17 protein-coding genes are annotated in these 20,072 nt (G+C 62.6%); 7 read left to right on the top strand and 10 right to left on the bottom strand.

Going from position 1 to position 20,072, the window contains the following annotated elements:
- The first annotated feature begins 34 nt into the window (after positions 1-34).
- Together lnt and AC1RQ9_RS06560 are read left to right on the top strand one after the other, a co-directional pair.
- A complete protein-coding gene (gene lnt / locus AC1RQ9_RS06565; RefSeq protein WP_485986077.1) occupies positions 35-1,579 on the top strand; it encodes an apolipoprotein N-acyltransferase in 1,545 nt (514 codons plus the stop codon).
- A gap of 413 nt (positions 1,580-1,992) precedes the next feature.
- Complete coding sequence (locus tag AC1RQ9_RS06560; RefSeq protein ID WP_485986076.1) at positions 1,993-2,442, top strand: helix-turn-helix domain-containing protein; 450 nt, start codon at positions 1,993-1,995, stop codon at positions 2,440-2,442.
- Between the two features lie 8 nt (positions 2,443-2,450).
- Here the strand turns inward: AC1RQ9_RS06560 and AC1RQ9_RS06555 are convergent, their stop codons facing one another.
- From AC1RQ9_RS06555 to AC1RQ9_RS06530, 6 genes are all read right to left on the bottom strand, one after another.
- Positions 2,451-3,113: a fused DSP-PTPase phosphatase/NAD kinase-like protein gene (locus tag AC1RQ9_RS06555; RefSeq protein ID WP_485986074.1), complete on the bottom strand. Its 663-nt coding sequence runs from the start codon at positions 3,111-3,113 to the stop codon at positions 2,451-2,453.
- Positions 3,114-3,208: 95 nt separating this feature from the next.
- On the bottom strand, positions 3,209-3,991 hold the full coding sequence (locus AC1RQ9_RS06550) for a succinate dehydrogenase iron-sulfur subunit (RefSeq protein WP_010509197.1): 783 nt from the start codon (positions 3,989-3,991) through the stop codon (positions 3,209-3,211).
- Between the two features lie 26 nt (positions 3,992-4,017).
- Positions 4,018-5,829 (bottom strand): succinate dehydrogenase flavoprotein subunit, encoded by a 1,812-nt coding sequence (gene sdhA / locus AC1RQ9_RS06545; protein WP_485986072.1) that lies wholly within the window; start codon positions 5,827-5,829, stop codon positions 4,018-4,020.
- A 97-nt stretch (positions 5,830-5,926) separates the two neighbouring features.
- Entirely contained in the window at positions 5,927-6,358 is a 432-nt protein-coding gene (gene sdhD, locus AC1RQ9_RS06540; protein WP_193733229.1) for a succinate dehydrogenase, hydrophobic membrane anchor protein, read from the bottom strand.
- Between the two features lie 2 nt (positions 6,359-6,360).
- Positions 6,361-6,753 carry a succinate dehydrogenase, cytochrome b556 subunit gene (sdhC, locus tag AC1RQ9_RS06535; RefSeq protein WP_010514767.1) on the bottom strand — a complete coding sequence of 131 codons (393 nt, stop codon included), beginning with the start codon at positions 6,751-6,753 and terminating at the stop codon, positions 6,361-6,363.
- A 253-nt stretch (positions 6,754-7,006) separates the two neighbouring features.
- Positions 7,007-8,026: an aspartate-semialdehyde dehydrogenase gene (locus tag AC1RQ9_RS06530; RefSeq protein ID WP_193733230.1), complete on the bottom strand. Its 1,020-nt coding sequence runs from the start codon at positions 8,024-8,026 to the stop codon at positions 7,007-7,009.
- Between the two features lie 285 nt (positions 8,027-8,311).
- On the opposite strand from AC1RQ9_RS06530, the gene zwf reads away from it, so the two are divergent.
- The gene (zwf, locus tag AC1RQ9_RS06525; protein ID WP_485986071.1) at positions 8,312-9,835 is read left to right on the top strand and encodes a glucose-6-phosphate dehydrogenase; all 1,524 of its coding nucleotides are present in this window, start codon (positions 8,312-8,314) and stop codon (positions 9,833-9,835) included.
- Between the two features lie 116 nt (positions 9,836-9,951).
- Here the strand turns inward: zwf and AC1RQ9_RS06520 are convergent, their stop codons facing one another.
- From AC1RQ9_RS06520 to AC1RQ9_RS06505, 4 genes are all read right to left on the bottom strand, one after another.
- Complete coding sequence (locus tag AC1RQ9_RS06520) at positions 9,952-10,494, bottom strand: Spy/CpxP family protein refolding chaperone (RefSeq protein WP_193733232.1); 543 nt, start codon at positions 10,492-10,494, stop codon at positions 9,952-9,954.
- 61 nt (positions 10,495-10,555) lie between these two features.
- On the bottom strand, positions 10,556-10,888 hold the full coding sequence (locus tag AC1RQ9_RS06515) for a hypothetical protein (RefSeq protein WP_227672698.1): 333 nt from the start codon (positions 10,886-10,888) through the stop codon (positions 10,556-10,558).
- A gap of 103 nt (positions 10,889-10,991) precedes the next feature.
- Positions 10,992-11,636 (bottom strand): 2OG-Fe(II) oxygenase, encoded by a 645-nt coding sequence (locus tag AC1RQ9_RS06510; protein ID WP_193733234.1) that lies wholly within the window; start codon positions 11,634-11,636, stop codon positions 10,992-10,994.
- 80 nt (positions 11,637-11,716) lie between these two features.
- Positions 11,717-12,055, bottom strand: a complete 339-nt coding sequence (locus AC1RQ9_RS06505; protein ID WP_010509207.1) for a carboxymuconolactone decarboxylase family protein — start codon at positions 12,053-12,055, stop codon at positions 11,717-11,719.
- A 120-nt stretch (positions 12,056-12,175) separates the two neighbouring features.
- Between AC1RQ9_RS06505 and zapE the strand changes: the two genes are divergently transcribed.
- From zapE to lpdA, 4 genes are all read left to right on the top strand, one after another.
- Entirely contained in the window at positions 12,176-13,378 is a 1,203-nt protein-coding gene (gene zapE / locus AC1RQ9_RS06500) for a cell division protein ZapE (protein ID WP_485986068.1), read from the top strand.
- A 348-nt stretch (positions 13,379-13,726) separates the two neighbouring features.
- Positions 13,727-16,603, top strand: coding sequence for a 2-oxoglutarate dehydrogenase E1 component (locus AC1RQ9_RS06495; RefSeq protein WP_193733235.1), 2,877 nt, complete (start codon positions 13,727-13,729; stop codon positions 16,601-16,603).
- A gap of 124 nt (positions 16,604-16,727) precedes the next feature.
- Positions 16,728-17,987, top strand: a complete 1,260-nt coding sequence (odhB, locus tag AC1RQ9_RS06490; protein WP_193733236.1) for a 2-oxoglutarate dehydrogenase complex dihydrolipoyllysine-residue succinyltransferase — start codon at positions 16,728-16,730, stop codon at positions 17,985-17,987.
- A 68-nt stretch (positions 17,988-18,055) separates the two neighbouring features.
- Positions 18,056-19,792, top strand: coding sequence for a dihydrolipoyl dehydrogenase (lpdA, locus tag AC1RQ9_RS06485; protein ID WP_485986067.1), 1,737 nt, complete (start codon positions 18,056-18,058; stop codon positions 19,790-19,792).
- The last annotated feature ends 280 nt before the right edge of the window (positions 19,793-20,072 follow it).

Raw genomic sequence — 20,072 nt, 5'->3', positions numbered from 1 at the left:
CCGCAATCCCCGGGGGAGCGGATCGCGGCGCTCCATGATGTCCCTGTACACTCTGTATATGAAGCTTGCGCGCCTGCACGGGTGGCGGGCGGATCTGGTCATGCTGCTGGCGGGTGGGGTGTATGCCCTTGCGTTTCCGCCACTGCATGCCGTTGTGGTCCTGCCTGTCGCCTTCTGCCTGCTGGCGCTGGCGATTGATCATGCGGCCGGTTGGCGCGGGGCCGCGCGGCGCGGCTTCATGTTTGCGATGGGGCTTTATACCGTGGGCCTGTACTGGCTCATGTACGCCATCCTGCTGCGCGCGGATGATTTCTGGTGGCTGGTGCCGCTGGCATCGCCGGGCTGTGCGCTGATCCTTGCCCCCTTGAGCGCCCTGTCCGCCGGGCTGAGCCGACTGGTGCCACGTGGCACCGGGCGGCTTATGGTCCTGTCCGCGCTGTGGACACTGACGGATATGGCGCGCGTGTACGTGTTCAGCGGCTTTCCATGGAACCCGCCGGGCAGCGTGTGGGAATTCCCCGGTCTTGCGGGGGATATCATGATCCAGCCTGCCGCATGGATCGGGGTGGATGGCCTGACGCTGCTGACCTGTATCGTGGCGCTGGCCCCGCTTTATGGTCGGATCGGCCGCTGGGCGTGCCTTGCGCTTATGGTGGCGTGGGTCGGTTGTGGTGCGGTACGGTTCGGCAGCATACACGACACCTATCTCCATAATCCCGAAATCGTGCTGGTGCAGGGCAACGTACCGGAAACCGACAAGATCGCGGGCAATTCGGACGTAGCAATCTTTCGCCGGTACCTCGCCCTGACCCATCAGGGGGTGGGACAGGGCCTTCAGCAGGCGGGCGATACGCGGCCCGTTGTGTTCGCATGGCCGGAATCAGCTTTTCCGGGACTGCTGCTGGAAGATGATATCGCGCGTCCCATGATCCTGCGGGCAGGGCAGGGGGCGGCGGTCGGCATTATCGGCACCGTGCGCTGGCTGGAGGACGATCATCACTGGCGCAACAGCATGGTCGCCCTGATGCCGCCCGATGCGGCAGGCAGCATTGTGTATGACAAGGCGCATCTGGTCCCCTTTGGGGAATACCAGCCTGCCTTCCTGCCCTTCCATGTCGTGCCGGGTGAGGGCATGACCCCCGGCCCTGGTGTGCGGACATGGCACCTGCCCGGGATCACTCCTGTTGGACCGCTGATCTGTTACGAAGTGATTTTTTCAGGACAGGTCGCCGATCCCCGCGACCGGCCTGACTGGCTTATGAACAGTACCAATGATGCCTGGTACGGTAACAGCGCAGGCCCCCGGCAACACCTTGCCGCCGTGCGTCTGCGCGCGGTGGAAGAAGGCTTGCCCGTGGCCCGTGCCGCCAATACCGGTATTTCAGCCGTGTTCGATGGACGCGGTCATGAACTGGCCCGGCTGGGCTGGGACAGGCAGGGCGTGCTGGTTCATGCGCTCCCCGATGCGCTGCCCTGTACTTTCTTTGGTCGTTATGGGCGCCTGGTGCCGTTACTGCTGGCATGTGTGATGGGACTGTGTGGTCTTTGGCGCGGCATTATGCGGGACAGGGCCGTCTAGACAAACGGGCCTGTTCAACCGATGATCCTGGCGGCATCGTGAAAGTTTTAAGGAAGTTTTTGATGCAGCTTTTTTCGAAAAGCTTCAGAAAGCGCCACCTTTTTGAAAAAAGGCGATACCCAAAAAATTTTTGTTTTTATTTATCAATGAGTTATTTTCAAAAAGTTTCTTTAATTAATGCATTTTATATGCATGAATATTTTCCTAAATTGCTGCCAGATAGGTAGCGCAGGGTATTTTATGTAATGCCTGAGCATCATCCTCTGGAAATTCATATAAATAACGGATTTATTGTAGCCGTTCTTGATTTAAAAATTCTTAACGTCCACATGTAGACGGTTGAGATATCTTAATTTCCAGTCGGTCTGGGAATAGCAGGCAGGGGAGGCAAGACCATTATTGTGACGGGGAAAATGTCCGCTACGTCCAATCCTGTAGATGTGCATGTCGGCAACCGTATCCGCCTGCGTCGTACATTGCTTGGTATGTCACAGGAACGACTGGGCAATGCCCTGGGCCTGACCTTCCAGCAGGTGCAGAAATACGAACGCGGGCGCAACCGTGTGGGGGCGTCGCGCCTGTATGATCTGGCATGCGTGCTGGATGTTCCGGTAGGATTTTTTTTCGCGGACCTGCCCGCGCGGCCAGATGATGCGGACCACCCCGATACCGGCAATGCGCAGGGCATGGCCGAACCCGCCACCAGCCTGCTGTCACCCGCGTTGCCCACGATGGCGCAGGATGACCTGACCCTGCTTTCACGTCGCGAAACCATTGAACTGGTGCGGGCCTATTACGGGATCGAGGATAGTGGCACCCGCCGTCGTGTCCTTGACCTTGTCCGTTCCATGGGCGCGTCCTGAACGGCGGGTCATTCCCGTCTGAGTACCTGATCGGTCATGAAGGACGCGATTTTCCCGGCACGGAAATCCGCGCGCAGCCGGTCTTCATCATATTCCGTACGGACCCAGTCCATGAAGGGCAGGCGTCCTTCCGCCTCCGCTGCGTAACGCAGGAAGAAGGCATCCAGCACGCCCGTGCGTGAACTGTTGAAATGCCCGTTCCTCCATGAAAGCTGGCGCAGCGCCTGTTGCGCCGTTCCCCCTTCAAACAGGATGACAAGTCCCGCCGCCAGCCCCGTGCGGTCCGCACCGGACTTGCAGTGCATGAGCATGGGAAAGCGGATGTCGCGGTAAATCCGTTCAAACCGCTCTATGCGGTCACGGTGGGGGGCGTTGCGGCTTTCAAACGCCATGTCGATATGGGTCAGCCCGATCTGGTGGGCGGCTTCGCGCGACAGGGCATCCGACCCGCATTTGCGGTGCCCGCGCAGGTTGACCAGCGTTTTCAGCCCGTAGCGACGGGTGGCCAGCCGCAGCCGCCACGGGGTGGGATGGTTGCAGCGATAGACGCGGCCGGGAATGACCACGCGGAAATTGGTCCATGTCTGCCGCAGGATCGCATGATCAACGAACAGGCTGTCGATCCATGCACGGCTTCGGCCGGCGGGGGTGGACAGGTTTCCCTCAAACACCAGCCTTGTCCTTTCAAACGGGTGGAGACGAAAAAGGCGCTGGATTTTTCACATCCAGCGCCTTCTGCGTCAATCACGAATGAAGTGACCGGCTGTTACGCCTTGCGTTCCAGCTGCAGTTCCTTGATCCGGCCAATTGCCTTGGCGGGGTTCAGGCCCTTGGGGCAGGTCTGGGTGCAGTTCATGATCGTGCGGCAGGCATACAGCTTGAGCGGATCTTCCAGTGCATCCAGACGGTCGCCCGCATGTTCGTCACGACTGTCTGCAATCCAGCGATAGGCCGCCAGCAGCGTTGCCGGGCCAAGGTAGCGGTCGCCATTCCACCAGTAGGACGGGCACGAGGTGGAGCAGCAGAAGCACAGGATGCACTCCCACATGCCATCCAGCTCGGCACGTTCCTCGATGCTCTGGCGGCGTTCGGAATCCGGCGGCGGCAGCGTGTCGGATTTCAGCCACGGATCGATCGAACGCAGCTGGGCGTACGCACCATCCAGGTCGGGTACCAGATCCTTGATGACCGGCATGTGCGGCAGCGGGTAGATCGCGATATCGCCCTCGATATCCCGGATGGGCTTGAGGCACGCCAGCGTGTTTTCGCCAGCGATGTTCATCGCGCACGACCCGCAGATCCCTTCACGGCACGAACGCCGGAAGGTCAGGGTGGAGTCGACATCGTTCTTGATGTGGATCAGCGCGTCGAGCACCATCGGCCCGATCTTGTCCAGATCAATTTCGTAGGTATCGACCACGGGGTTCTTGTCGTCATCCGGGCTCCAGCGATAGATCCGGAAGTTCTTGACATTGGTAGCGCCGGGGGCGGCGGTGAAAATGCGGCCCTTGCCCACCGTGCTGTTCTTTGGCAGCCTGAATTCGACCATCGTCTCGTTCCTTTTCCGCCGTTACGTCAGTAGACGCGCTTCTTGGGGGGGAAGACCTGCACATCGTTGGTCAGCGTTTTCATGTGCACGGGGCGGTAGCTTAGCGTGACATCGCCCTTGTCGGTCATGTGGGCGACGGTGTGCTTCATCCAGTTCTTGTCGTCACGGTCGGGATAGTCGTCATGCGCCTGTGCGCCGCGGCTTTCGTGACGGGCGTCGGCCCCGGCCATGGTGACGGTGGCGTTGGCCAGCAGGTTCTCGAACTCCAGCGCTTCCATAAGGTCGCTGTTCCAGATCAGCGAGCGGTCGTTGATCGAGATATCGGGAATTTCCGACCAGATTTCCTTGATCTTCTCCACACCCTGCGCAAGGCTTTCAGTGTTGCGGAACACGGCGGCATGCTTCTGCATGGTGCGCTGCAGCTTGCTGCGCATATCGGCCACATGGGTTTTGCCCTTGGCGTAACGCAGGCGGTCGAAGCGTGCGATTGCCGCATCACCGGCGCCTTCGGGCAGCGGCGGGATCACTTCCTCGCTCTTGGTGGTGGCGGCGGCGCGCTGGGCGGCGGCACGGCCAAACACCACAAGGTCAAGCAGCGAGTTGGTGCCAAGGCGGTTCGCGCCATGCACGGATACGCAGGCTGCTTCACCCACCGCCATAAGGCCGGGCACCACCGCATCGACATCATCGGCCGTGGGGCGGATGACCTCACCATGGTAATTGGTGGGAATGCCACCCATGTTGTAATGCACCGTCGGCAGGACCGGCACCGGTTCCTTGGTCACGTCGATACCGGCGAAGATACGCGCCGTTTCCGAAATGCCGGGCAGGCGTTCATGCAGGATCTCGGGGCCAAGATGCTCGAGGTGGAGCATGATGTAGTTCTTTTCCGGACCACAGCCGCGACCTTCATTGATCTCGATGGTCATGGCACGGGAAACCACGTCACGCGACGCCAGGTCCTTGGCGGTGGGCGCGTAGCGTTCCATGAAGCGCTCGCCCTCGGAATTGGTCAGGTAGCCACCTTCACCACGGCAGCCTTCTGTCAGCAGGCAACCCGCGGGGAAGATGCCGGTGGGGTGGAACTGCACGAATTCCATGTCCTGCATCGGAATGCCGGCGCGGATCGCCATGCCGCCGCCATCGCCCGTGCAGGTATGGGCGGAGGTGCACGAGTGGTAGGCACGGCCATAGCCACCGGTCGCCAGCACAACCTTCTGCGCACGGAAACGGTGCAGCGTGCCGTCTTCCAGACACCATGCCATGACACCGCGACATGCGCCGTCGTCATCCATGATCAGGTCGATGGCGAAGTATTCGACAAAAAATTCAACGTTATGCTTCAGGCACTGCTGGTAAAGCGTGTGCAGGATGGCATGGCCCGTGCGGTCGGCGGCGGCGCAGGCGCGGGGCACCGGGGCCTCGCCATAATTGCGCATGTGGCCACCGAAGGGGCGCTGGTAGATCTTGCCATCTTCCGTGCGGGAGAACGGCACACCCATGTGCTCGAGTTCCTGCACGGCGGGCACCGCCTCGCGGCACATGTATTCGATGGCGTCCTGATCGCCCAGCCAGTCCGATCCCTTGACGGTATCGTACATGTGCCAGCGCCAGTTATCCTCGGCCATGTTGCCAAGCGATGCACCAATGCCGCCCTGTGCTGCGACGGTATGGCTGCGTGTGGGGAAAACCTTGGTCACGCAGGCGGTCTTGAGGCCAGCAGCCCCCATGCCCAGCGTGGCCCGGAGGCCGGAGCCACCAGCGCCTACGACAACCACGTCATATGCGTGGTCAACGATCCTGTAGGAGCCGGTGAGTGGTGAAGTGGTCGCGTTCATTTCTTGGACGTGTCCCGATGCTCGTTCGGACGGCCGGCCGGTATTGCGGCCCGCCGGTCCGCGAATGTCATGTTCTGCTCAGGCGATTGCGTGGGCCTCAGCCCGCGGCAATCCTGCCCCGGCTGCTGCCGGCCAGCGCCAGCTTCAGTACGGAAACCGTGCCGAACAGACCCAGAAGGAAGACGATCCCCTTCATCAGCAGGCCCGCAGGCAGGTGCGCCTTGCCATGCACATAGTCATCAATGATGACCTGCAGCCCAAGCTGGGTGTGGTAGAAGGTCAGGATCACCAGCGACAGCATCATGGTGGTGTTCAGCGGGCGTGCGCCCCACTTCGCCACTTCCGGCTGCGATGCCCCGGCCAGGCGGAACACCTGGATCACGAACCAGCCCGACAGCGGCACAAGTGCTACCGCCGATGCACGTTCCGCCCACCAGTGGCCAACACCGGCCTGTCCCGAACCCAGGCCGCGCGCGCGCGAAAGCTGGGAACGCATGACCGTGACATGCGGCTTTTTCAGATTGCTCATGGTCAGGATGCCTTCTTGCGGGAACGACAGATCGCGACACCAAGGATACCGGCCACCAGCGCCAGCGTGGTACCCACTGTCACGCCCACGGCCACGGGGCCATCCTCGTTGATTTCCTTCTTGGAAAAGCGATAGCCGCTATCCCACACCAGGTGGCGTATCCCCGCCACGAAGTGATAGACCAGCGCCAGCGCCCACCCCGCAAGCAGCATCTGCCCCAGCGGGTTGCCGGTCACCTTCTGGACCTTGCTGAAAGATTTGGGTCCCTTTGCCGCCGCGCTGATCCAGCACAGGCCAAGTGCCGAACCGCCCGCAGCGGCGACACCGGCAGCGCGGTTCGCGATTGAAAGGAACATGGAAAGACGGAAGCGGTAGACCTGGAGGTGTGGGGACATAGGCCGCCTGGTCAGAGTTCCGTCGCTTCGCTGCCCTACATAGAGCGCATCACGGACATCCTGCATGGTCGTCTCGTCAATTTCCCTGTTATGGCTTCGGTTTGTTCCGTTGCCTTGTCTGAATTCGGTCCTACGCCGCACGGAAGGCGGGGTCAACGCACGCCCGGAACACGAGGTTGAGAGACGTGACCCCCGCCGCATGGCGGTACAGCCCCGCTGCACCGCCATCCCTACCTGCCCTGTGGCCTGCCGGTCAGTGCCCGAGCAGGTCGAGTGCGACCATCGTTTCCGCGATCTGGACCGCGTTCAGCGCGGCCCCCTTGCGCAGGTTGTCGGCAACGCACCAGAAGCCGAGTCCATTGGGCACGGTCGGGTCGATGCGCAGGCGCGAGACATAGGTCGCATCCTCGCCCACGACCTCAAGCGGGGTGACGTAGCCGCCGTCCTCGCGCTTGTCATGCAGCACCACGCCCGGCGCTTCGCGCAGGGCCTCGCGGGCGCGTTTGATATCAACGGGTTCCTCGAATTCGACGCTGATGGCCTCGGCATGGCCAATGAACACGGGAACACGCACGCAGGTGGCGAAGACCGCGATGTCGGGATCGAGGATCTTGCGGGTCTCGACCGTCATCTTCCATTCCTCCTTGGTCGCGCCGTCATCCATGAAACGGTCGATGTGGGGAATGCAGTTGAACGCGATCTGCTTGGTGAACTGTTCGGCCTTCAGCGGGTCGCCCACCAGGCTGCCGCGCGACTGGTTGAACAGTTCGTCCATGCCGCTCTTGCCCGCACCGGCAACAGCCTGGTAGGTGGCGACCACAACGCGCTTGATTGTGAACAGGTCATGCAGCGGCTTGAGGGCAACCACCATCTGGATGGTCGAGCAGTTGGGGTTGGCGATGATGCCGCGCTTCGCCTTCTTCACATCGTTGGGATTGACCTCGGGCACCACCAGCGGCACGTCCGGCTCCATGCGGAAGTGGGAGGTGTTGTCAATCACGATGCAGCCCGCTTTCGCAGCCCGCGGCGCATGCACGGCCGAAACCGCCCCACCGGGGGAGAAAAGGGCGACATCCCAGCCGGTAAAGTCGAAGGTTTCCAGGTTCTGGACCTTCAGTACCTTCTTATCGCCAAAGGAGACTTCCTTGCCCGCCGAACGGGCGGACGCAAGGGCCACGATCTCATCCACAGGGAACTGGCGCTCGGCCAGAGTCTTGAGGATCTCGCGCCCCACAGCGCCGGTGGCGCCCACCACCGCAACGCGGTAACCCATAATCTTCTTTCCTGTCCTGTCATGCCGGTCCATCCGGGCGGACGGGCCGTTAGTCGTAACTGTATCGACACGTAGAGCCTGTGTGCCAAAGGCGCAAGCAGCACGGACCCCGCCGGACCGGGAATCGAATCGGGGGTAAGGTCAAGGTGGCATGTCCCATGCGGTGATAGGCCTTGTCCGTTTCCGCGTGCCGGGTGCACGCTTGGCCCATCGCGCCATATCGGACAGGCTGACCGCCACCATCCGTTCCGGTACAGGGCGCAGGCAAGAACGGTTAGAGAGATCATGGCCTTATCATCTGACACTTCCAAAACCATGTCCCCCGGCGCGCGCAGGGCACCGGCATGCACCCTGGTCATTTTCGGGGCGCACGGGGACCTGACCAAGCGGCTGCTGATGCCCGCGCTTTACAATCTGGTGGGCAACGGCCTGCTCGATGACGGTTTCCGCATCATCGGTGTGGACCGCGTGGCCAGTTCCACCGCGCAGTGGCGTGACGGGCTGGCTGAAATGATGCAGTCCTTCACCCACGACCCGAATGCCGAATTCCATCCCGCCAGCATCAATGCGCAGCAGTGGGACTGGCTGGCGCAGCGCCTGGAATACGTGCAGGCCGATTTCAGTGACGTGGACGCCCTGCGCCAGCTGGGTACCAAGCTGCCGGGCAACGCCATCTTCTACCTTGCCATCCCCTCGCGGTTTTTCGCCACGGTGGTGGAAACACTGGGCAAGGCCGGGGTGGTGGAACAGAAAGATGACGTCTTCCGCCGTGTGGTGATTGAAAAGCCATTTGGTTCCGACCTGGCTTCGGCGCAGGCGCTCAACCGCCGGGTGCTGTCGGTGCTGGAGGAGTCGCAGGTCTTCCGCATCGACCACTTCCTGGGCAAGGAAACGGTGCAGAACATCCTCGCCATGCGATTCGGCAACCTGATATTCGAGCCTCTGTGGCGCAACGAATATGTCGATCATGTCGAGATCACCGCAGCCGAGACCATTGGCGTGGAACAGCGCGGCGCGTTTTACGAACCCACCGGCGCGCTGCGCGACATGGTGCCCAACCACCTGTTCCAGCTGTTTGCCATGGTGGCGATGGAGCCGCCCAACACGTTTGACGCCGAAAGCGTGCGCAACGCCAAGGAACAGCTGTTCGAGGCCGTGACCCCGATCAACCCGGCGGATGCCGTGCGCGGCCAGTACGCGGCAGGCACGGTGGAGGGCAAACCCATGGTCGGTTATCGCGAAAGTCCTGGCGTTTCCCCGCACAGCAACACCGAAACCTATGTGGCGCTGAAGCTGCATGTGGATAACTGGCGCTGGGCGGGGGTGCCGTTCTACCTGCGCACCGGCAAGGGGCTGGGCGGCCGGCGGACCGAGGTCGTGGTGCAGTTCCGCAAGCCACCGATGCTTATGTTCCGTGAAACCGAAACGGAGGAACTGCCCCCCAACCGCATTATCCTCAACATCCAGCCAGCCCAGGGGCTGACGGTGGAACTGGGGGCGAAAAAGCCGGGGCCGGAAATGGACCTGACCGATGTGCAGGCCCGCTTCCGTTATGAGGACGTGTTCGCCAAGTCCCCCAATGTCGGGTACGAAACCCTTCTGTATGACTGCCTGATGGGGGATGAAACCCTGTTCCAGCGCGCTGATAACATCGAGGCGGCATGGAAGGCGGTCGATCCCGTCCTGCAGGCATGGGCGAAGGATACGGCGGGGCCGGAAATATACGAAGCGGGTACATCAGGCCCCAGCGGGGCGGATGAACTGCTGCGTCGTGACGGGCGGACGTGGTACCCGCTTGATCGCGCCTGAATGGTTCAGGGCTTGGCTGGATCCGCTCACGACCCTGTCGTGATGCGGTATCCAGCCCCCGCCCGCGACAGCGGGCGGGATGGGGACGGAAATCCCGTCCCCTGACGCAAGATGCGTTACTGCGCGGGGGGCGCGGCCGGTGCCGTACCACCCTGAGCGTCTGCGGCCCTGGCCTGCTGTGCGGCGGTGTGTTCGCTGTCGCCTTCACGGAACAGGGTATCGGCATGCTTGCGCTGCTTCTTGGAGAAGCTGTCATACAGTGATGCGAAAGCGGTGTTCAGCGTCTGCATGTCATGCGCGCGCTCGATCACCAGTTCGGCATAGGACTGCATGTTTTCCACGGCGTTCAGGGTCGGCAGCTTGCTGCGGCGGTCCTCGATCGCGTCATGCAGGCGCTGCCCGTTGTCGCGCATGTCCTGTGCGAAGGGAGCCCACAGGGCTTCCTGCTTCTTGGTGATGCCCAGTTCGTCATGCAGCGTCTTGATATGCGCTTCCACCTGTTCCGGCGCGGGATCGCGCGGGGTGTGGGCCAGGGGCGCGGTCGGGTTGGGCGTGCCTGCTTCTGTCTGCGTGGCGGCCGCGGGCTGCTGGTCGGCAGCCATGGCCATGGCTGGCAGCATCAGGAGGGCAGCGGCGGGTAGGAACCGACGGAACATCATGTTGGGTATTTTCCTTCGCAGTGTGTATCAGTGTGCGTGGGATGTGTCAGGGCTGCGGTTGTCAGTAACCGCCACCATACGGGTAATAGGCCGGCGGCGGCGGGGCTGGCGCGGGCGTGGGATAATAGGCTGGCGGCGGGGCGGCGGCGCCACGTTCAGCCAGCGTGCTTCCCAGCATGGCGCCAACCGCAAGTCCGGCCAGGCCGCTGCCGACCGCCAGACCCGCCCCACCACCGCCACGGTGGCCGCCATAATAACCGCCACGCGGCGGCGGGGGCGGCGGCCCGCCACGCCCGCCACGGGGGCCGCCATGCCATGGCTGGGCCTGCGCGGCGGGTACGGCTGTCGCCAGTATGCCCAGCGCAAGGCTGGCTGACAGGAGGGAAGCGGTCAATTTGCGCAGATGCATGGACTTTGAGTACCTCGACATGTCGTGAAGGCGGATGACGGGACAAACATGACCGCCGTCCGTGACGAAACAATGGCCGTGCATGGTTTCAGGCAACCCACGGCAGGCGTTTTGTCAGGGCAGAAAACCGATGACGGCGCAGTTCGTTGCGTGCGCGGGCATCATTGGTCATGTAATTCAGCTGGATGGTGTGGCGCGGGCCGACATACTGCCGGTGCCCATGCCATGTATCCGGCCCGTTGGGAAAGATCAGCAGCGTGCCGTTGACGGGCGGGATCTCGGCGGCAAAATCCTCAATGTCATGCGCATTGCGCAACAGCCGCAGGCAGCCTTCGTGGCGTGACCACGCCGCGTCATCGGCAGCGTTCAGGTAGAGCAGGACGGTCACGCGCTTGCTGTCGGAATCGCGGTGGATGCGTCCGTCCTTCGCCCGCGTGCGCCCGCGCAGCGTCAGCATGGTCGGGGCGGTGTCCAGATCCAGTGCGAATTTGCGTGCGATCAGGTCCCGCAGGCGTGGTCCCTCCAGTTCGCGCACCAGCTGCGCCATAAGCGGCGACAGCGTCAGGGCGCCCGGCGGGAAGGACCCGCCGGAGCGGATATCGGGCAGGCTGGCCGACAGGGCATGCAGGTCATCCGGCCCGATGAAATGCGGCACCACCACATGAGCGAATGGCGCGGTGGAGACCGCGGCTGCTTCCAGTGCTGCATAGTCGGGGGTGACGGGTTGGATCATGCCATCTCTGCAAGCGGGTCAGTAAACGACCCGCAGATTAGGCCCGGACACGTCCCCCTGCAAGATAATGCGTGCGGGTGTCAGCCGGTGACCGTGTCCACCGCATCCAGCACCCGGCTGGAATAGACCGTGGCGGCCCCCGCGTTCAGGGCCACGGCAACGCCCAGCGCCTCGGCAATTTCCGCTTTCGTCGCCCCTGCCTTCACCGCCGCGGTGGAATGGACGGATATGCAGCCGTCGCACCGCGTGGTCACGGCCACCGCCAGCGCGATCAGTTCGCGCGTCTTGGCATCCAGATGGCCAGTGCGCGCGGCAGCGCCATCGAGTGTCTGGAGTCCTTTGATCGTGTCGGGGGACAGCGCGGCAAAGGCCTTGATAGAGTCGCCCAGATGGGCGCGATAGGCATTCCAGTCAGTCATCACAAACTCTCCATTTTGGATGGTTTCAGTTCACCAGATGGAGAGAACCCCTGTCATGACACAGTTTGGCGAGTTTGTGGCCTTGATGGGGGGTTTGTTACGGACTATCGCCGAAATATCATGGATACAGATATCGCCCCCGCCCGCCCGTCCGCTGCGGCGCTGCCCGCAGGTACTGGCCCCCTCGCCGCCTATGAGGCCCGTGTGGCCTCCGGCCGTCTTGATCGTGACCCGGAACAGGAAAAGGCCGCCCGCAGGCTGGACCGCCTGTGGCGGGAACTGCGCGACTACCACCCGGTGGTCCAGCAGCATGCGCCACCGGCCTCGGGCTGGCTGGGCGGGCTGAAGGCCCGGCTGGGCCTGTCGGGACATGCCCCCGCTGAAACCCGGCGTCCGCGCGGCGTCTACATGGTGGGGCAGGTGGGGCGGGGCAAGACCATGCTCATGGACCTGTTCTTCAGCCTGGCCCCGGTGGAACACAAGCGCCGGGTCCATTTCCACCGCTTCATGCAGGACGTGCACCAGCGCCTGCATGACATGAAGGCGGCGGACCCCGGCCTGACCGATCCCATTCCGCCACTGGCGCGCCAGATCGCGCAGGAGGCGTGGCTGCTGTGCTTTGACGAATTCCAGGTCAATGACATTGCCGACGCCATGATCCTTGGCCGCCTGTTCGACTATCTGTTCGCTGATGGCGTGGTGGTGGTGGCCACATCCAACACGAAGCCCGAGGACCTGTTCCAGGACCGTCCGGGCGCTGATGCCTTCAAGCCGTTCATTGCCGCCATCCTGAAGGAAGTGGATACCGTCATCCTCGATTCCCCGCGTGATTACCGCCGGGGCAATGCACGCGGCATGCAGACATGGATCATTCCCGTCGATGACGCGGCGCGCCGTGAACTCGACTCGATCTTCACCCGGCTGGCCGATGGCGCGCCAGTCGTGCCGGTCACGCTGGACATCATGGGCCGCAGCCTGAAGGTGGAACGGGCGGCAGGCCCGGTCGCGCGCTTCAGCTTTGCCGATCTGTGCGGCAGGCCGCTTGGCGCGGGCGACTATCTGGCGCTGGCCACGCGGTTTCCCAACCTTGTCCTTGACGGCGTCCCCCGCATGGGGCCGGACAATTTTGACGAGGCACGGCGCTTCATCGTCCTGATCGACACGCTGTACGAACAGAACGTCAAGCTGTTCGCCTCCGCCGAGGACCGGCCCGACGCCATCTATGCCAAAGGGCAGGGGGCGACCGCGTTCGAACGCACGGCATCCCGTCTGGAGGAAATGCAGAGTGCCGCCTACATGCAGCTGCCGCACCTGAACGCGTAAGGCCGCCCGGGGATGAAAGGGTCACGCCATCGTGACGGTTATGGCGGTGGTGTGACTGGTCAGGCGGTAGGCAAGCCGGACTGTCTTTGCTTGGGTATGGGCAAGTTCGCATCAGCCGGGACCAAGGCCGCGGATAGGGATGTTTGGCAGACCGGTTTCCCCGGATCGGGAGGGCAGGCACGAAAATGTCAGTATGCGCGGCAAGCAGACCTGATCCTGATGAATGATGGCGGTATCCCGGCAGGGGTGCGGCTAGGGTAGCGATACAAATCGGGCCGGTGAACGTTGCATGCCGGACCCGACAATAGCGCGGCCAAAAAAGGCCGCCAGCGAGGAGATGTCTTCAATATGGCGGGCGTAGATATTCTTTCGACCGCATTCAGCGGCGCCAATACGGCCTATCTGGCTGAATTGTATGCGCGCTGGGTGGCCGATCCCAACAGCGTCGATCCTTCCTTTGCCTCCCTGTTCCAGGAACTGCACGAGGACGGGCCGGAAATCGTTCATGATGCGGAAGGGGCGTCCTGGGCGCCACGGCCGCACATCATCACCGGTGATGAACCCGCCCCCCTGCCGGATGGCAGGAAGCCGGCGGGTGTAACGGCCGAAGGGCTGCGGGCGGCTGCGGATGACAGCCTGCGCGCCACCCAGCTGATCCGGGCGTTCCGCGTGCGTGGCCACCTTGAGGCCCGGCTGGACCCGCTGGGCCTGCAGGTGCCCCAGCCCCATGCCGACCTGGACCCCGCAACCTATGGCTTCGGCCCCAAGGACCTTGATCGCCCGATCTACCTTGGCCACACCGTCGCCAGCCTGATCGGAACCGACACCGCGACCATCAACCAGGTGCTCGATGCCCTGCGCTCGGTCTATTGCGGGCCGATCGGCGCCGAGTTCATGCACATCCAGGACCCCGAGCAGCGCATGTGGGTGCAGGCGCGGCTGGAAGGTGACAACTGGCGCAAGGGCGCAAGCCCCGAGCAGAAGAAGGTCATCCTGCAGCAGCTGACCGAAGCGGAAGGCTTCGAGTCCTTCTGCCAGAAGCGTTATGTCGGCACCAAGCGCTTCGGCCTTGAGGGTGAGGACGTGACCATCCCCGCGCTGCACGCGATCATCGATCAGGCTGCTGCCGGCGGCGTGCGCTCGGTCGCAATCGGCATGCCGCATCGTGGTCGCCTGAACACGCTGGTCAACATCGTGCGCAAGCCCTACACCGCCATTTTCAGCGAATTCGCCGGTGCGTCCTTCAAGCCGGACGACGTGCAGGGGTCGGGCGATGTGAAATACCATCTCGGCACCTCCACCGATGTGGAGATTGGCGGCACCCCGGTCCATATCTCGCTCCAGCCCAATCCCTCGCACCTTGAGGCGGTGGACCCGGTCGTGATCGGCAAGGTCCGCGCGACGCAGGATGATGATGATCCCCACCAGCGCGGCCGTCATATGGGCCTGCTGCTGCATGGTGACGCGGCATTCGCCGGGCAGGGCATCGTGTATGAAACCCTGGCCATGTCGCAGCTGATCGGCTACCGCACCGGCGGCACGATCCATGTCGTGGTCAACAACCAGATCGGCTTCACCACCGTATCGGTCCATTCCTTCTCCGGGCTTTACTGCACGGACGTGGCCAAGGCGGTGCAGGCCCCGATCCTGCACGTGAACGGTGACGAGCCGGAAGCGGTGATCTACTGTTCCCGCCTTGCGGCCGAATTCCGCCAGAAGTTCGCATCCGACGTGGTGCTGGACATCGTAGGCTATCGCCGCCACGGTCATAACGAGTCCGATGAGCCGTCATTCACCCAGCCCACCATGTACAAGGCCATTGCCGCGCGCCCGACCATCCGCACGCTGTATTCCGACCGCCTTGTGCGTGAAGGCGTGCTGACCGAGGCGGAAGTCACGGCCGAGTGGGACGGCTTCCACAACAAACTGGAAGAAGCCTATCAGGCAGCCCAGGGTTACAAGCCCAACAAGGCGGACTGGCTGGAAGGTGCATGGCAGGGGCTGAAGCCGCCGCCGGTGGACGCCACCCGCCCCGCACCGGAAACCGGTGTCGCCATTGAGCGGCTGAAGGAAGTGGGGGCGGCGCTGGCGCATGTGCCCGATGATTTCAACGCCAATTCCAAGATCGTCCGCCAGCTCAAGGCCAAGGCCAAGATGTTCGAGACGGGCGTGGGCATTGACTGGGCCACGGGTGAGGCGCTTGGCTTCGGCACGCTGCTGCTGGACAAGCACCATGTCCGCCTGTCGGGGGAGGACTGCCAGCGCGGCACCTTCAGTCAGCGTCATGCGGTGCTGATCGACCAGATCAACCAGAACACCTATGTGCCGCTGAACAACATCGCCAAGGATCAGGCCGCGATCGAGATCTACAACTCGCTGCTGTCCGAATTCGGCGTGCTCGGGTTCGAATATGGCTATTCGCTGGCCGACCCGAATGCGTTGGTGCTGTGGGAAGCGCAGTTTGGTGACTTCGCCAACGGCGCACAGGTCATCATCGACCAGTTCATCGCATCGGGTGAGACCAAGTGGCTGCGCATGTCCGGCCTGGTCATGCTGCTGCCGCACGGGTACGAAGGGCAGGGGCCGGAACATTCCTCTGCCCGTCTGGAGCGTTATCTCCAGCTCTGCGCGGAAAACAACATGCGCGTGTGCAACCTGACCACGCCGGCCAACTACTATCACGCCCTGCGTCGCCAGCTGTTCCTGGATTACCGCAAGCCGCTGATCATCATGACGCCGAAATCCCTGCTGCGTAACAAGCTGGCGGTATCGGAACTGAAGGATTTCGGTCCGGGCACGCGCTTCCTGCCGGTCATTGGTGAAATCGACCAGATCGCCGCCCCCGCCAAGGTGGACCGCGTGGTGATCTGTTCGGGCAAGGTCTATTACGACCTGCTGACCGAGCGCCGTGAGCGCAAGCTGGATAACGTCGCCATCATCCGGCTGGAACAGTTCTATCCCTTCCCCGAAAAACTGCTGGCGGAAGAACTGGCCCGCTACCCGCAGGCCAAGGTGATCTGGTGTCAGGAAGAGCCGGAAAACATGGGTGGATGGAACTTCGTCGATCGCCTGATCGAAGGCGTGCTGACATCCGTGGGCCACAAGAGCACACGACCGACCTATGTCGGGCGCGTGGCGGCGGCCAGCCCCGCCACGGGCCTTGCGAAGGTCCATGTCGCCGAACAGACGGCGCTGGTGAACAAGGCGCTGGGCGTCAGTGCCTGAGGGCCACGCGTTTTACGCATGAAGGATACGGGAACGGCGTTCTGGCCGTTCCCCTGAATAACGATAAGGCCGACTGGGCGCACGATTGGGGCGCCAGGGCGGCCAAGGGATTGGGAATCAAAAGATGTCTGCCGATATCAAGGTACCGACACTGGGCGAAAGTGTTACCACAGCAACCGTTGCAAAATGGCTGAAGCATCCGGGCGATGCCGTGAACGAAGACGATCCGTTGGTGGAACTGGAAACCGACAAGGTCAGCGTGGAAGTCCCCGCCCCGCAGGCTGGCGTGCTTGGCCCGCTGCTGGTCCCCGAAGGTGAGGAAGTCGAGGTCGGCACCGTACTGTCCACCATCGAGGCCGGAAGCGGTGCGGCCCCCAAGCCCGCCGCAGCACCCGCGCCGAAAAAGGAAGCCGCCCCCGCGGGTGTGCAGGCCCAGCCTGCCGCCAGCGGCCCGGTTGCCCGTCCGGCAACCCCGCCGTCCGATGTCGCGGCACAGGGGGCGGCAGCCGTGGCGTTTCCCAGCGCGCGCAAGATGATGACCGAGCAGGGCGTGTCCGCAGCACAGGTTGGTACCGGCACCGGCAAGGACGGCCGTATCACCAAGGGTGACGTGCAGTCGTTCCTGTCGCAGCCGCGTGCGGCCCAGCCTGCCGCCGCCGCCCGTCCGCCGCGTCAGGACGACCCGCGTGAAGAACGCGTGAAGATGACGCGCCTGCGCCGCACCATTGCCCGCCGCCTGAAGGATGCGCAGAACACCGCCGCCCTGCTGACCACATTCAACGAAGTGGACATGTCGGCGGTGATGCAGATGCGCGCCGAATACAAGGAACTGTTCATCAAGAAGCATAACGGCGTAAAGCTGGGTTTCATGTCCATCTTCAGCCGTGCGGTCATCGCGGCGTTGCAGGAATTCCCGGCCATCAACGCCGAAATCGACGGCGATGACGTGATCTATCGTGAGTTCGTCAACCTCGGCATTGCCGTGGGCGGTCCCAACGGGCTGGTCGTGCCCGTGATCCGCGATGCGGACAAGATGAGCTTCGCCCAGATCGAAAGCTCCATCGCAGGCTTTGGCAAGAAGGCGCGCGAAGGCACGCTGAAGATCGATGAACTGTCCGGCGGCACGTTCTCCATCACCAATGGCGGCATCTATGGCTCGCTCATGTCCACGCCCATCATCAACGCGCCGCAGTCGGCCATCCTTGGCATGCACGCCATTCAGGACCGTCCGGTTGCCGTGAACGGGCAGGTGGTGATCCGCCCGATGATGTATATCGCCCTGACCTACGATCACCGGATCGTGGATGGCAAGGAAGCGGTCAGCTTCCTTGTGCGGGTCAAGCAGAACGTGGAAGACCCGCGCCGTCTGCTGCTGCAGGTCTGATGCCTGCCGGGGCCGTGCCCATGCGCGGCCCCTACGCGCAACCGCATAGCAAGCAGGACTGAATAGACATGACTATCGACATCAAGGTGCCCACGCTGGGCGAAAGTGTGACCACGGCGACCGTTTCAAAGTGGCTGAAACAGCCCGGTGACGCCGTGAACGCGGATGAACCGATCGCCGAACTGGAAACCGACAAGGTCAGCGTGGAAGTCCCCGCCCCGCAGGCGGGCGTACTGGGTGCGCACGCCGTCAAAGAAGGTGATGAGGTCGAGGTTGGCACCGTGCTGACCACCCTGACCCCCGGCGCTGGTGGCCAGAAGGCGGCCCCGGCTGCCGCCAGACCGGCCCAGCCCGCACCGGCCGCAGCAGCCCCTGCTGCCGCACCCGCACCCAAGGCCACTGCCGCAGCCCCGGCCGAGACGGATTACGATGTGATCGTGATCGGCGCCGGTCCCGGTGGTTATGTATGCGCCATCCGCGCGGCCCAGCTTGGTTTCAAGGTGGCATGCGTGGAAAAGCGTGCGACGCTGGGGGGCACCTGCCTCAATGTTGGCTGTATCCCGTCCAAGGCGCTGCTGCAGCAGTCCGAGAACTTCCACGCCGCCAAGGATGAATATGCCGATATGGGCATCATCATCGACAGCGTGAAGCTGGATCTGGCGAAGATGATGGCGCGCAAGCAGTCCGTGGTCGACGCCAACGTGAAGGGCGTGGAATTCCTGTTCAAGAAGAACAAGGTCACCTGGCTGAAGGGCACAGGCAAGGTCGAGGGTACGGGCCGCATCACGGTCGATGGCAAGCCGGTCACGGCCAAGCACATCGTGATTGCCAGCGGCAGCGACAGCGCGGGCCTGCCGGGCGTTGACGTGGACGAAAAGCAGATCGTCACCTCCACTGGCGCGCTTGAACTGTCCGCTGTTCCCAAGAAGATGGTGGTGATCGGCGGCGGCGTGATCGGGCTTGAACTGGGCAGCGTATGGCATCGTCTGGGCGCGGACGTGACGGTCATCGAATACCTCGACCGTCTGGTTCCGGGCACGGATAACGAGATCGCCAAGACCTTCCAGCGCATCCTGACCAAGCAGGGCCTGAAGATGAAGCTCGGCCACAAAGTCACCAAGGCGGAAAAATCGGCCAAGGGCGTGACCCTGACCGTGGAACCCGCGCAGGGCGGGACGGCGGAAACGCTGGAAGCCGACGTGGTGCTGCTGGCCATTGGCCGTACGGCGGCCAGCAAGGGCTTCGGGCTGGAAGAAGCCGGCATCGAACTGGACAAGCGCGGCCGTATCGTGACCGATGCGCATTACGCCACCAGCGTGCCGGGCATCTATGCGATTGGCGACGTGATCGCAGGCTCGATGCTGGCGCACAAGGCCGAGGAAGAAGGCGTTGCCGTGGCCGAATTGCTGGCCGGTCAGGCCGGTCATGTGAATTATGGCGCCATCCCTGCCGTGGTTTACACATGGCCGGAGGTCGCAACCGTTGGCAAGACCGAAGAAAACCTGAAGGAAGAAGGTGTTTCCTACAAGGTTGGCAAATTCCCCTTCACTGCCAATGGCCGCGCACGCGCCATCGGCATGACGGACGGGTTTGTGAAGGTTCTGGCCGATTCAACCACCGATCAGGTGCTGGGCGTGCATATCATCGGCCCGATGGCGGGCGAACTGATTGCCGAATGCACCATGGCGATCGAGTTCGGTGCATCGTCGGAAGACATCGCGCGCACCTGCCACGCTCACCCCACGTTGAGCGAGGCGGTCAAGGAAGCAGCGATGGATGTGGACAAGCGCGCCATCCATATCTGAACTGGCCCGCCAGAAATAAAAACCACCCGGCAGCAAACCTGCCGGGTGGTTTTTTATTTGTATCAAGGCATCATATTAAAATTTAATTATTCAGAATCATTTCTATTATATTTATTATTTTCTAATTATTTTTCTAACTATTGAATAAATTACGCTATCCATGCGGTTGGTTGTTAGGTGTGGGCTGTTTCGACAGCTCCAGCCACGCTATATTACTTATCCATGACAAAGAATAAAAATCTTTGGATACCGCGTTTTTTCAAAAAGACGGCATTCTCTG

The organism is Komagataeibacter ossonobensis (assembly GCF_057359305.1).
Note: the sequence above shows the minus strand (reverse complement) of the source record. Positions and strands in the feature narration are given on the sequence as shown.

Coding starts and splice junctions, on each gene's coding strand:
- AC1RQ9_RS06560 (WP_485986076.1), top strand. CDS start 1,993: ATGTCCGCTACGTCCAATCCTGTAGATGTGCATGTCGGCAACCGTATC.
- AC1RQ9_RS06550 (WP_010509197.1), bottom strand. CDS start 3,991: ATGGTCGAATTCAGGCTGCCAAAGAACAGCACGGTGGGCAAGGGCCGC.
- sdhA (WP_485986072.1), bottom strand. CDS start 5,829: ATGAACGCGACCACTTCACCACTCACCGGCTCCTACAGGATCGTTGAC.
- zwf (WP_485986071.1), top strand. CDS start 8,312: ATGGCCTTATCATCTGACACTTCCAAAACCATGTCCCCCGGCGCGCGC.
- sdhD (WP_193733229.1), bottom strand. CDS start 6,358: ATGAGCAATCTGAAAAAGCCGCATGTCACGGTCATGCGTTCCCAGCTT.
- AC1RQ9_RS06520 (WP_193733232.1), bottom strand. CDS start 10,494: ATGATGTTCCGTCGGTTCCTACCCGCCGCTGCCCTCCTGATGCTGCCA.
- AC1RQ9_RS06505 (WP_010509207.1), bottom strand. CDS start 12,055: ATGACTGACTGGAATGCCTATCGCGCCCATCTGGGCGACTCTATCAAG.
- lnt (WP_485986077.1), top strand. CDS start 35: ATGATGTCCCTGTACACTCTGTATATGAAGCTTGCGCGCCTGCACGGG.
- AC1RQ9_RS06530 (WP_193733230.1), bottom strand. CDS start 8,026: ATGGGTTACCGCGTTGCGGTGGTGGGCGCCACCGGCGCTGTGGGGCGC.
- zapE (WP_485986068.1), top strand. CDS start 12,176: ATGGATACAGATATCGCCCCCGCCCGCCCGTCCGCTGCGGCGCTGCCC.
- odhB (WP_193733236.1), top strand. CDS start 16,728: ATGTCTGCCGATATCAAGGTACCGACACTGGGCGAAAGTGTTACCACA.
- sdhC (WP_010514767.1), bottom strand. CDS start 6,753: ATGTCCCCACACCTCCAGGTCTACCGCTTCCGTCTTTCCATGTTCCTT.
- AC1RQ9_RS06495 (WP_193733235.1), top strand. CDS start 13,727: ATGGCGGGCGTAGATATTCTTTCGACCGCATTCAGCGGCGCCAATACG.
- lpdA (WP_485986067.1), top strand. CDS start 18,056: ATGACTATCGACATCAAGGTGCCCACGCTGGGCGAAAGTGTGACCACG.
- AC1RQ9_RS06510 (WP_193733234.1), bottom strand. CDS start 11,636: ATGATCCAACCCGTCACCCCCGACTATGCAGCACTGGAAGCAGCCGCG.